We start from the raw sequence: 11,906 nt of genomic DNA on the forward strand, positions 1-11,906 counted from the left end.
TATGGGAGCCATCCCTGCGAGGATGACCATATGACCACACCAGCCTCCCGCTCCGACGGCTCTCCCCTCTCGCGGTGGTCGAAGGACTCCGTGCTGTCCTTCGGCTCCATGGACTCGGCCCTCTCCATCGGATCCGTAGGGTCGGTGCTGTCCATCGGATCGGTGGGCTCGGTGCTGTCCGTCGGATCCGTCGGCAGCGTCCTCTCCGTCGGCTCGATCGGCTCCGCCCTCTCCCTGATCTCCGTGGGCTCCTGGCTCAGCCTGGGTTCCGTCCTGTCGGCACAGTCCCGCTGGTCTGCCCTCTCCTGGCGCTCCCGCGGCGCGCTCCTGGCGGCGGGAGCCCTGACGGCGACGGCCGGGGCGGCGTTGGTGCGGAGCCGAGCAACGGACCGCTGCTGACGGCGACTCGGGCGGGAATGGTCGGCTCCGCGGTACTCAGGCATCCTGATCGACATGATCGCCTCTCCCCGCCGATGGTTCGTGAACGTGTGTTTCGCCATCTGGGCCCTTTCGGCGCTGTACGTCGTCGCGTGTCTGGCCGCTCCGTCGTTCCGGAGTCCCCTCGCGTGCGAGCTGAAGCCTTCGAGTTCCCTCTACGGTGAGGTGAGTCGCGGCTGGCTTCCCCCCGGCACGGTGTGCACGTACCACCTGGATGCCGTACCGGGTGCGGACGTGGTGAGGTATCCGTCCCCGCTCCGGTTGATTCCGGTCGCCGTGACCGTGGCCGGCCTGCCGGCCCTGGTGCACCTGCGTCGGTCCCGGAGCAAGGCGGGGACCGGGGACCCCGTCATGTCTCGCTGACGAACGAGCCACGTCAACCCAGATTGACGAAGTCGGGTCCGGCGCCCAGCGGGTCTTCTGCTCAGGCCGTCAGTTCCGTTTGAGGCGTCGTCTTGGGCACGGGGTCGTGGCGGATGTACCACTCCGTGGACAGTGCTTGCCCACGGACCTCCGCCGGGAGGCCGGCGAGCATGGCTGGGGCGGCTCCACGCTCCAGCTCGGTGCGGTGGGCCAGCACGGCGGCCCATTTCTGTTCCAGCCAGGGGCTGACGTCGACGGCCGCAGTGATCCGCTCGTCCGGAACGGTGTACGCCGCCTTGCCGGCGCGGGCCGGATGCCCGCCCAGCAGCCGAGCGGCCGAGTGCGGGTGCGTGGCCAGGTAGAGGGCACTCGGCTGCCATGGGGCGCCGGCGTCCGGATAGAGCCCGTCGAGCCCGGCCGCCTGGACCGCGAGCATGGTCACCCGGTGCGTGTGGACATGGTCCGGATGGCCCGTCAGCCCGCCGTAGGCGTCATGGGTGACCACGATCTCCGGCCGGAACTCGCGGAGGTAGGCCACCACTCGGCGTACCGTCTCGTCGAGCGGCGCATCGCAGAACCGCTGCCCGCCCGGGGCCGACTGGGGTACGCGGGCGTCGCCGTAGCCCAGCATCCGCGGCTCGCCGGCACCGAGGACCCGGAGGGCCTCGGTCAGTTCTGCGGCGCGCTGCGTGCCGGCGGCCCAGGTCGCCGTGACGACTGCGGTCCGGGCACCCGCGGACGCATGACGGGCGAGTACCCCGCCCGCCCACAGGGACTCGTCGTCCGGGTGGGCGAAAACCGCCATCAAGCTCGGCACGGACATCGGTACGTCTCCTTCCGGAACGGGAAGGCCGGATCGGAACCGACACGTACCCGTGACATGACACAACGGCAGGCAGTATGCGGCAGGGGCTACCGCGCGGGTGGCGCGAAGACCGACAGGACGCCCTCGGCCACCGTCGTCCGCCTGCCGTCGTGCTCCCTGTACAGCACGCCCGTGTTGCAGTACGTCGTACGGTCCTTCTGGCGGACCGGCCCGATGCAGTCGGGGATACGGAGGACCACCGAGGTGTGGCCGTCGAGTCGGCGCACCTGGGTGGCCGGCTCTCCTCCGGCGCCCACCCACTTCGTACCGTCGAGGCGCCACAGCGAGGAGGGGCGGTGCAGCACCTTCTTCCGGTCCTCGGCGCGCTGGGTGGCGTCGCACGTCCAGGAGGTGATGGTGGCGTACAAGTGGCCGTCCCGGCCCCACCACAGGTCGTGGACCTCGATGCCTCCGGTGACGCGCGGCACGAAACCGGGCGGGAGCGCCGCGGACACGTCGGTGGCCGAGACTCCGCCCCTGGAGTCCAGGAGGTGGATGGGGAAGGGTGCCGCGCACGCCCCGGGGTTGGAGCGCGCCCCCACCGCGATCCGCTCCTCGCCGCCGATGTCGGCGGCCGCCACCGGCATGTAGGCGTTCGACTCGAAGTCCGGGTAGAAGGCCGCAGGTTCGCCGCCGTCCACGCCGAACAGCCGCAGTTCCATGGCCGTACCACTGCCGGCGACCGTGTACTGACCGGTGAGCAGGTGGTTCCGTGTGCCGGCTAGAAGGGCGAGCTGCCAACTGCTGCCGTTGCCCCGGGGCGCTTCCACCCGGGTGCCGGTGGCCCGACCGCCGAGGTCGAAGCGGAGGGCGCCTGAGCCGGCGTCCCCGGGAGCGGACCAGGCGAGGACCACGACTCCGTTCTCGCCCACCGGGGCGAGATCGTGGCAGCCCGGGCAGGGCAGACGCCGCACCCTGCCGGTCCCGGTGTCCACCGTGATCAGGCGGGTGTCCTCCGGGCGTTCCAGGAGCGCGTCATCGGAAAGGAACGCCACATGGGCACCGCTGCGAGTCCAGACCACCTTGTTGTGCTGCTCGTCCACGAGGTCGAAGACCCGTGCCACGCGGGCCGGCGGCCGGTCGGCGCGCATCAGCACGAATTCCTTCTCCGTGATGTACGCATACGAAGGCCCCTGCCCCGGCGGGCCGGCGGAACGCGCGTCCGTTCCGCCATCGGTGGAGTGCCACAACGCGAGCAGTGTCGCGATCAGCGAGCAAGCAGCCACCAGCGCGACCAGGATCAGCAGCCGGCCGGCCGACACGCCGGATGCCTGCCGCTGCCGCCCGCTCACCGGGACGACCCGTCCGCCGGGCCGGCGGGGTGCCAGCCGTCGGGGCCCTCCCGGTACACCGCACGGTAGCCCGCACCCGGCTGCCCGGCAGAGGGCCGGGCATTGGCCGTCAGCTCGAACGGGTGGCCCTGGCGGTCCATCCGCTGCGTGAAAACGCCGTGGGACGTCGTGACGAGGAGTTCCAGGGTGAACTTGCAGTAGTACCGTTCGCTGGAGACCCCGATGCTGAGCGTCTCCCGTTCGCCGGGTTTCAGCGACACGGTCTTCTCCTCGAAGAAGTTCCGTCCGGTGGGCTTCAGCCCCACCGCGGTACGTGCCATCCGCTCCGGGAACGGATCGGCGGAGTCCAGGTCGAAGCGCACCGGCACCGTGTCGCCGGTTCCCTGCGTGTAGATCTCGAAGTAGGTGCCGTCGAAGGGCGAGCGGCACTCCTTGTCGACGTCGATGTCGCTGATGCGTACCTCTTCCGCGTCGTTGCCGCGCAGCGTCACCGTGATCGTGCCGGACCCCACGACGGTCCCGTCGTGGTCGGCGTACCACTGTGCGAACGCCTCGGAATTCGGCGCGATCCGCCTGCTGAACCGCTCCAGCTCCGCAGTGGTCATGCGTAGTGCATCGGGCAGTACGAAATCGTACCCGGAAGGGTCCCCGACAGGACCGGTGACTCCTTCCACGAGAACCGGGGGCGAGGCGGACGGCGCGGGCCTCGGACGGGTGTCGGTGGCACGCAGACGCCGGTTCCCGTCGTCGGGGTTCCAGGTGTGAAGGGCCAGGGTGGCGCCGACGGTGACGGCGGCGACGGCGACCAGACAGAGCACGGCGGCGCGGACGCCGACGGCGCGGCCCCGGGCGGGTGTCCGCTCGTACGGGCGCCGGTCGACGAAGACGTTGTGCGCCGAGCCGACGGCAAGTGCGTGACGGTCGGCGTGGACGCGCAACCCGGGAGTGTCCGACGCACCGGGAGTGTCCGTCGAGGGCGTGGTCGCACCGGCTTCCGTCCGTAATGCGGTCGGGTCGGGGTGTGCCCGGTGGGGGGCACCGTCGCCCGGGTGTTCAGGGGCGGCGCCGGAGCGTTCGGGGGTGGGGCCGTCGGTACCCGGTTCGGCTAGGCCTGCGTCCGAACCGGCGGCTGAGGGTGTCCGACGTTCACGTCCCCGTGCAGCACTGCCGCGGCCACCGATCCCCGATCGGCGCGGACGGTCATGTCACCTTGGACGTGGAGGCCGCCGGCCCCCGACCGGTCGCCGACCGGAGTCTCTTCCCGTCCCTCGCCGACCAGTTGACGAAGCGCTTGGACCGCCTGGTCCCGCTCGGCATCGTCCAGGCCCTCCAGCAACACACGGACACGATCCTGCCAGAGCCCTTGCTGTCGGGTGAGCGCCGCCTCGCCCGCTCCTCCGGACTCCGCCAACTCGTCTGCGGCGGCGTCCAGTTCGGCCAGCGCTCCGCGTTCCCGGCGTGCATCGCCGCGGCCGAACCAGCTTCCGAGACCGGCCCGTAGGGCCTCCCAGGCGTCCGTGCCGATGCCCTGCGCCACCGCGGTCCCGGCCGCTGCGGCCAGCGCGAGGAGTTCTTCGGTCAGCACGATGATCGGCCCCCCGTCTCGCCGGTGTCCGCCCGGATGACGGACGGACAGTGCTGTAGCTCCGGCCTGGTTGCCACCCGGCCGGTTAGACCGTAGCCGCTGCGACACCGTGTGCACAGGCGAACGGACACAACCGCACCGCATCTCCACCGGCGTCGAACGGTCGGGGGGCGGCCACGGAGACGCGGGGAAACGGCGTACGAGCGCTGCCAGGCGCCCACGGCGAACGCCGTACGGAGGAAAACCGGACGCGGAAACACCGCGCCCGGATTCACCGCAACGTGTGATCAGCGCTTGAAGGTGCCCTTCGTCTGTTCCTTCGCATAGCGCATCTCACCCCGCGCCTGGAGGGCGGCACCCTTCGCCTCGAGGTCCCGCTTCCCCATCGCGTGGGCGCCCTTCCTCACAGCCTTTCCGACGACTTGCTCGGCCTTGGCCTTGGCCTTCTCCGCGGCACTCATGATCTGTTCCTCCGTAATCCTTCACCGGCGCGGTTGCCCTGGCCGGGCCCGTCGAAACCAGGCGACGCGCACTCAGGAGAATCGTCACTCTCCGAATTCGACGCGTCATAATCTCGTAGCATCCCTTGAGGGGCGCCTGCGGCGGCGTCGCCCCGAAGGCGTGGGCGCTGCGGACCTCGTGCCACGGCTGGGGCGGAATGGGCGGCCCGAACCGCTTGGGCCCGATGGGCGCCGCGGCGTAGGGATGCCGAGGAAGCGGGCGATGCCGTTCTCCACGATCCCGGAAAGCGGAACGCGTTGGGTGGGGTTCGGATGGTCGAGCTCACCGACTGGCCGTCCTACGACACCTCCAGCCGCCCCGTCATCACCTTCCACCGCGACAACACCCCGGTCGACGAACTGGTCTTCGACCCGCGCCGCGACGAGCGGGAGGTGTGGAAGGACCGGCTCGACCCGAGCTGATCGTGGCCCCGACAGCCCGGCCCGTCCCGTCGTCACTGGCGCTGCTGCGCCGCAGCCGGGCGGGCACGTGCGCCGTCCGGGGCGCGACCCGGCTCTAGCATGTACCGGTGGGGACCATCAACAAGCTCATCCCGGCCGCGGGGCAGGCGGACACCGCCGGGTTGCGCGAGGCCGACGCGGACAAGCTCGCACGATACGTGATCAAGAAGTCGCACCCATGGTGGCGACGCAGACCCTGTGCGATCGCGCTCGCCGGACGTGTTCCGGCACCGCGCGTGGCTGCCCTGATGGCGCGCGTCCGTGATCCCCGCGATGTGGCAGAGGTGCGCATCGCGCTGCTGGACGTCCTCGCGGACCGTGAAGAGCTCCTGCCGTGGCTCCGGCACCAGGACCGGGCGGCCGACGCGTCGTACGGGATGGCCGAGTCGTTCCTGAGGACTCGTGGGCTGCTCGGCGACCGGACGGCAGCGCGCGAGTTGGCGACGCTCGCGAACGATCCGCGGCCGCATCGCCGTGCTCCGGGCGAGGCCGGACTGGAGGCGCTCGTCGAGCGGTACGGCCTCGACACGGTCGTCGCCGACCTCGGGGAGGAACGACCGGAGTACCGGGCGTTCCGCGTACGCATGCGACACCGGGCCGGCGACGACGTGACCGGGGCGCTGGCCGACCCCGACGTCGGCGTAGCCTGTCTCGCGCACCGGCTCGTCGACGACGAGGCGGCCCTCCGCCGGTATCTGGACCGGGCTCCGACGACCGATGCGGCGTTGTGGGCCCTGTGCGCGCTGCACCGCGTCACCGGTGACCTCGCCGGGATCCGCGCGGCCTACGACGCGCTCGGGCGCCCGCGCGTCGAGGTCGCCGGACTCGACGAGGAGATCCGGGGCGCGATCCTCCGTGAGTACGTACCGGACTGCCGCGAGCGCACCGACCCTCGTTGGCTGGTCGAGGGCATCTGCGGTGAAGCCCCGCCACCACCCGACGAGGACGGCCGGCTCCGGCGGGCCACGGACGCCCTCACAGCGGCCGGCCTCGCCCCGAAGCCGCCGATCCCATGCGGCCTGGCGCACAACCAGGGCGACGGCACCTACCACGTGATCGAGCACGATGGCGGCCGCGTCCTGATCAGTACGCTCGGGCGGTTCGCCACCGCCGACGACGCGGATGCGCCGGCCCGGGCAGTGCTCGAAGCGGCGGGCTTCCGTTGGATCGACGAACCGACCGGCGCGATCACCGTGACCGGGCTCTGCGTCTACTTCTTCGGCCGCCGCGCACCGCTGGACGTGTGGAACCTGCTCTTCTACTGGCAGGACTGATGCGGCCGCCCGCGCCCGCGTCCTCGTCGGTGGCGGGAACGGAACACGCGGGTTCCCGGCCCGGGGCCCATCCTCGGCTGGTGTCGTACCCGATGGACCGCGGGATCGCGCAGGTGTCGGCGGAGCATCGAGGCAACGGCCGGCCGAAGGTCCGCTCGATCACCGTCGCCTTGGTCCGTCCGACGGCATGATCGGTGAAGGGGTTGGATCGCCCACGAGTCGACGGTGCACGGGTGGCCTGGAAGTCGTCCGTACGGGACTGGGCGTGGCCGTGCATATCGGGGGCCGAGTCGCCGCGAACCACCGAAGGTTCACTCGGCGATGCCTCGGTAGGCGATCACCCTGTCGACCCTCCCCCTCACCAGGAACTCCCCCGGCACCGAGTTGCGTTCGCCGTACGCCCTGCCCTGCTCCTCCCCCATGTAGCGAGCACCGATCCGCTCGGCCCAGGTGGCCAGCTCCCGGGGATCGTCGGTGAGATCGGCGGTGCATTCCAGCGTGACGTACGAGAACGGGGGCTCCTGGTCGTCGACGCAGAGCGAGAACCGGGGATCCCGGCGCAGCGATTTGTACTTGAGTGACTCGTGCCAGGTGGTGAAGACCAGGGCGGGCGGGTCCTCTGACCCGTCCTCCGGTTCGTCCAGGAGGAACCAGACGGGGGTGACGTGCGGCCGGCCGTCGGCTCGGTTCGTGGCCAGCTTGCCGGTGCGGGTGTCCGTGAGGACGAAGGATCGCCATTCGTGACCGCTCATCTCGCGCATGACACCGTCCCTCACACCTGACATGCATGGCACCCACGGCACGCATGGCCGTCAATGGTTCGACCGGGAGAGGTTAATCGTTGCCGGGGCCGGCCGGGTGGACCTCGCGCCGGAGATACCGAAAGTCACTTTCCGTGACCGTCACGCTTGCCGGGCTCCGCCGGTACACCTCCGTCCGCACACCGACCGCACCCTGGACTCTCATTCCAGTTTGGACTTATAGTCCAGACATGGGAACTGTGGATGAGGGCTCCGACCCCCGGGTCCGACTGTGGGCACCGGCGTGCCAGGCCGTCGCCCTGCTGCTCGGCCCCTACGCCGAGGTGGTACTGCACGACCCGGACACGGACTCCGTTCTGGCCATCTGGAATCCGATGACCTCCCGTGGGCCGGGCGACCCGTCACTGCTCGGTGAGCTGGACTCGCTCGCCCCGTCGGGACGCGACGTCTTCGGGCCGTACGAGAAGCTGCTCGCGGACGGCCGACGCCTGTCCTCGGTCAGCGCCGTCCTGCGCGACCCGGAGGGAAAGCCCTCGGCGGTCCTGTGCGTGAACCTCGACCGTACGCCGCTGGAGCAGGCCTCAGCCGTGTTGTCGGCGTTCGGTGCCCCGACGGTGTCCCGCCCGGAGCCGTTGTTCGAGCAGGACTGGAACGAGCGCGTCCAGCACATCGTCGGCGCGTACGTACGCGAGTGCGGCCGTCCGGTGGAAAGGCTCACCCGCCAGGACCGGCTGGCGGTCCTCACCCGGCTGGACGAGGCCCGGATCTTCACCGTGCGCCGGGCCGCTCCCGTCGTGGCCGGTGTCCTGCGCATCTCCCGTTCCACGCTCTACGGCCTGCTGGCCGACCTCAGAGCATCGAGCACGAAGGACCCGACACCATGACCCGTCTGCCCGACTTCCGCCTGGAGACCTACTTCTCGCAGTGGGAGTTCACCGCGCGCCACCACATGACGGCCTCCGACGCGCAGACCATGACGCTGGGCGAGCTGCTCGCCCTGGCGGACGACCAGGACCGTGCCGCGTTCGAGAACCTGTCTCTGGGCTACACGACGACCCACGGCGATCCGGCCCTGCGCGAGGTGATCGCCGAGATGTACGAACATGCGGACGCAGCCGACGTCATCTGCTTCGCAGGCGCCGAGGAGGCGCTGTACCTGGCGATGAACGTCCTGCTGGACGCCGGCGACCACGCGATCGTGGTGACCCCCAACTACCAGGCGGCGGAAACCGTACCGCTGGCGCTGTGCGAGGTCACCGGCGTCGCCCTCGCCCCGGACCAGGACTGGGCGCTGGACCTCGACCGGGTGAAGGCGGCGATCCGCCCCGACACCCGTGTCGTTTCGGTGAACTTCCCCAACAACCCCACCGGCAAGGTCATCAGCGCCGCCGACTTCACCGAGCTGGCCCGGCTGTGCGACGAGCACGGGATCCACCTGTTCAGCGACGAGGTCTACCGCGGCCTGGAGCGCGATCCGGGCCGTACTCTGCCGCAGGCCGCCGACCTGTCCGAGCGTGCCCTGTCCCTGAACGTGACCTCGAAGTCCCTGGGGCTGCCCGGTCTGAGGATCGGCTGGATCACCTGCCGGGACCGGGACCTGCTCAGCCGGCTGGAGCGGGCCAAGCACTACACGACCATCTGCAACTCCGCGCCCAGCGAGGTCCTCGCCCGGATCGCGCTCAAGGCCCGGACCACCATCCTGGACCGTAACAGGGCACTCATCGCACGGAACCTGCCGCTGTTCGACGCCTTCTTCGCCGAGTTCCCCGAAGCCTTCCGCTGGCAGGCGCCGGACGGCGGCTGTGTCGCCTATCCCCGCTACCTCGGCCCGGAGGGCGTCGAGGAGTTCTGCACCCGTCTGGTGGAGGAGACCGGCGTCCTGCTGCTGCCCGCCGGTATCTTCCACTCCGAGCTCACCCCCACCCCGGCGGACCGTTTCCGCATCGGCATCGGCCGTGCCAACCCCGAAGAGGGCCTCGCCGCCCTCACCGAGTGGCTGCGGACGCGACGATGACCCTGCCCGTCGTCGACGCGCCCGCCATCGCGGAGGCCGCCACAGCGGACCTGGTCCTCGGCACCGTCCGCGACGCGCTGATCGCACACGCCCAGGGCCGCACCACGGTGCCGCCGCCCCTGCACCTGCATTTCCCCGACGCCGACGGTGACTGTCACGTCAAGGCGGGCTGGGTCGCCGGTGGCCCCGACTTCGTCGTCAAGATCGCGTCCGGCTTCTACCGCAACCCTGAGGCCGGACTCCCGTCCAACCACGGCCTCGTCTGCGTCATCAGTGCCCGGTCCGGGCAGATCCGCGCGATCCTGGACGACCGGGGCCTGCTGACGGCCCTGCGCACCGCGGCCGCCGGCGCCCTGATCACCCATGCCATGGCCCGGCCGGACGCCGAGACCCTCGCGGTGTTCGGCACCGGGGAACAGGCCCGCCTTCAAGCCGAGTGGCTCGCCGGGATTCGTCCGGTCGGCACCGTGCTGGTGCACGGCCGCAGCCGGGACAGGGCGCGGGCACTGTGCGAGGAGCTCGGCGAGCGGGGACTGCATGCCGTGCCGGCTTCGGCCGAAGAAGCAACCCGAGCAGACATGGTCGTCACCACCACCCCTGCCACCACCGCGGTGCTCGACGCCACCGACGTCCGGCCGGGGGCGCATGTGACCGGAATCGGCACCGATATGCCGCACAAGAACGAACTGCCGTCCGCTCTCTTCGGCCGCGCGGCGCTGATCGCGACAGATGACCACCAACAGTGCGTGGACCACGGCGACTTCGGTCACGCCGTCCGCGCGGGAACCGTGAGCGCCACCGCGGACACCTCCGCCGGGCTGCTGCTCGAAGGGCCGTTCACCCGCCCGGACGACGCGATCACGGTCGCCGATCTGACCGGCGTCGGAGCAGTCGACGCCGCCCTCGCCTCCGCGGTCCTGCACGTGCTGGCTCCCTGAAGCAGTGACCGGGAGGGGGCGCCGGGCCGGCGGGTGGGGCGGCGGAAGGGCGGTGAAGTCCGTTCCGACGGCCGAGTCGAGCTGTGCTTCACCCCGGCCCATGCCTCACCTCGCACCCGAGGCCTGGCAAACCGGCGAAGCCGTGCCGTCCCCGCGCGCCAGGTCCGAGTCACTGAACGTGCGCGTGTTCCGGCCGGATCTCCCAAGGAGGTCGGCGTCCTCGGGGCAAGCTCGCACTCGGATTCCCGGAGTCACCCGACACGCTTGGACAAGGAACACACCCATGAGCCCGGAGCCCAGGAGGACCTCGTCGCGGCTCCGTGGTGCGCAGCCCGCTCGTTGCCGCGTACCGGGTTCGAGTCGGCCCTCCGGCATCGGCAAGCGGCTCCGGAGACGCATGGGCAACCGCCCCGCCCGACTCCCGTCCGAGGAAAAGAGCTGACCAGCGTGCTGAACAGTGGTGGGTCCACGGCCGTTTGCAGGACTGCTGTCGCGGGGGCACTGCTCGTCGCCGGTTTCGCGGTCGCCTCGTGTGACGGTGACACGGCGGGCACGAACGGCAGGGTCACGGTCGTCTACGAGGACGACACCATCAAGCCTGCGGACCGTCATGCCGTGGACGTGGTCCGTAAGTCGCGTGTCCTGGAGCAGACCGCCGACTGGGTGAGCAAGTCGGTCGCCCTCCCGCATGATCTGGTCGTGAAAGTCACCGCCAAGGTCCCACCCGGGGTCACGGATGCGGTCACCCAGCCCGACGGCCGGACGATCTACGTGCCCCCGGCGTTTCTGACCCAGATCGAGGGGATCCTCAGCGAGGTGGTCAAGACCGTCAAGCGTCCTGCCCTGTTCCCCGAGGCGAGCTACAACGCGGACGACCTGACCGCGCTGTCGACCCAGTTCATCTTCGGCCACGAGATGGGCCATGCTCTGCTGCGTCATCTCGTGCTTGCGAACCTCGGCCTCGAGGAGGACGCGGCCGACGGATTCGCGTCCTTCTACACCCTCAACGAGGTCGGACCGGATCCGTCGCTCGCAGCCGCGATCCTCTTCGACGCGATCGCCCGCAAGGAAGGGAAGCTGACCCTGGAAGGGCTGTCGAGCGATCACCCCGTCACCCAGCAACGGGTCTTCCACATCCTGTGCTACCTCGAGGGGAGCGACCCGAAGAAGTTCCACGCGCCCCTCGTCGGAGCGGGCTACCTGCCGAAGACCCGCGCCCCCTTTTGTCCGCAGGCCTGGGCCATGCTGGACTACGGCTGGTGGACCCAGCTGCAGCCGCATTTCAGCGAGGCGTTCAAGGGCCAGGGCGACAAGGCGCAGGAGCAGGCGCACCAGCAATGGATCGCAGAGACGAAGGCCTTGGCGGAGCAGCTCGACAAGATCCGCAGCGGGCAATAGCCGCTCGGAGCCGTCG

At 70.5% G+C, this 11,906-nt stretch carries 13 protein-coding genes; 7 read left to right on the top strand and 6 right to left on the bottom strand.

The window, feature by feature from the left end:
• The first annotated feature begins 30 nt into the window (after positions 1-30).
• Positions 31-399 (top strand): hypothetical protein, encoded by a 369-nt coding sequence (locus ACZ4Z5_RS18295; protein WP_468263650.1) that lies wholly within the window; start codon positions 31-33, stop codon positions 397-399.
• A 463-nt stretch (positions 400-862) separates the two neighbouring features.
• Here the strand turns inward: ACZ4Z5_RS18295 and ACZ4Z5_RS18300 are convergent, their stop codons facing one another.
• The 5 genes from ACZ4Z5_RS18300 to ACZ4Z5_RS18320 all read right to left on the bottom strand — a co-directional run bounded on the left by ACZ4Z5_RS18300 (position 863) and on the right by ACZ4Z5_RS18320 (position 5,004).
• A complete protein-coding gene (locus ACZ4Z5_RS18300) occupies positions 863-1,624 on the bottom strand; it encodes a PIG-L deacetylase family protein (RefSeq protein ID WP_468263653.1) in 762 nt (253 codons plus the stop codon).
• 89 nt (positions 1,625-1,713) lie between these two features.
• On the bottom strand, positions 1,714-2,958 hold the full coding sequence (locus tag ACZ4Z5_RS18305) for a hypothetical protein (RefSeq protein WP_468263656.1): 1,245 nt from the start codon (positions 2,956-2,958) through the stop codon (positions 1,714-1,716).
• Entirely contained in the window at positions 2,955-3,896 is a 942-nt protein-coding gene (locus ACZ4Z5_RS18310) for a hypothetical protein (protein ID WP_468263659.1), read from the bottom strand. The genes ACZ4Z5_RS18305 and ACZ4Z5_RS18310 overlap by 4 nt, the downstream gene beginning before the upstream one ends.
• A 167-nt stretch (positions 3,897-4,063) precedes the next feature.
• Positions 4,064-4,543 carry a hypothetical protein gene (locus ACZ4Z5_RS18315; protein ID WP_468263662.1) on the bottom strand — a complete coding sequence of 160 codons (480 nt, stop codon included), beginning with the start codon at positions 4,541-4,543 and terminating at the stop codon, positions 4,064-4,066.
• A gap of 287 nt (positions 4,544-4,830) precedes the next feature.
• Entirely contained in the window at positions 4,831-5,004 is a 174-nt protein-coding gene (locus ACZ4Z5_RS18320) for a hypothetical protein (protein ID WP_468263665.1), read from the bottom strand.
• Between the two features lie 312 nt (positions 5,005-5,316).
• Here ACZ4Z5_RS18320 and ACZ4Z5_RS18325 point away from each other — a divergent pair, with 312 nt between their 5' ends.
• Both ACZ4Z5_RS18325 and ACZ4Z5_RS18330 read left to right on the top strand, forming a co-directional pair.
• On the top strand, positions 5,317-5,466 hold the full coding sequence (locus ACZ4Z5_RS18325; RefSeq protein ID WP_468263668.1) for a hypothetical protein: 150 nt from the start codon (positions 5,317-5,319) through the stop codon (positions 5,464-5,466).
• A gap of 107 nt (positions 5,467-5,573) precedes the next feature.
• Entirely contained in the window at positions 5,574-6,779 is a 1,206-nt protein-coding gene (locus tag ACZ4Z5_RS18330) for a hypothetical protein (protein WP_468263670.1), read from the top strand.
• A gap of 311 nt (positions 6,780-7,090) precedes the next feature.
• Here the strand turns inward: ACZ4Z5_RS18330 and ACZ4Z5_RS18335 are convergent, their stop codons facing one another.
• Positions 7,091-7,540 carry a PPOX class F420-dependent oxidoreductase gene (locus ACZ4Z5_RS18335; protein WP_468263673.1) on the bottom strand — a complete coding sequence of 150 codons (450 nt, stop codon included), beginning with the start codon at positions 7,538-7,540 and terminating at the stop codon, positions 7,091-7,093.
• 230 nt (positions 7,541-7,770) lie between these two features.
• Between ACZ4Z5_RS18335 and ACZ4Z5_RS18340 the strand changes: the two genes are divergently transcribed.
• The 4 genes from ACZ4Z5_RS18340 to ACZ4Z5_RS18355 all read left to right on the top strand — a co-directional run bounded on the left by ACZ4Z5_RS18340 (position 7,771) and on the right by ACZ4Z5_RS18355 (position 11,890).
• Positions 7,771-8,424: a helix-turn-helix transcriptional regulator gene (locus ACZ4Z5_RS18340; protein WP_468263676.1), complete on the top strand. Its 654-nt coding sequence runs from the start codon at positions 7,771-7,773 to the stop codon at positions 8,422-8,424.
• Complete coding sequence (locus ACZ4Z5_RS18345; protein ID WP_468263679.1) at positions 8,421-9,554, top strand: aminotransferase class I/II-fold pyridoxal phosphate-dependent enzyme; 1,134 nt, start codon at positions 8,421-8,423, stop codon at positions 9,552-9,554. The genes ACZ4Z5_RS18340 and ACZ4Z5_RS18345 overlap by 4 nt, the downstream gene beginning before the upstream one ends.
• Complete coding sequence (locus ACZ4Z5_RS18350; protein WP_468263682.1) at positions 9,551-10,492, top strand: ornithine cyclodeaminase family protein; 942 nt, start codon at positions 9,551-9,553, stop codon at positions 10,490-10,492. Before ACZ4Z5_RS18345 ends, ACZ4Z5_RS18350 begins: the two co-directional genes overlap by 4 nt.
• Positions 10,493-10,939: 447 nt before the next feature.
• Positions 10,940-11,890, top strand: a complete 951-nt coding sequence (locus tag ACZ4Z5_RS18355) for a DUF4344 domain-containing metallopeptidase (RefSeq protein WP_468263685.1) — start codon at positions 10,940-10,942, stop codon at positions 11,888-11,890.
• The last annotated feature ends 16 nt before the right edge of the window (positions 11,891-11,906 follow it).

This window comes from Streptomyces sp. NPDC030222 (assembly GCF_055573115.1).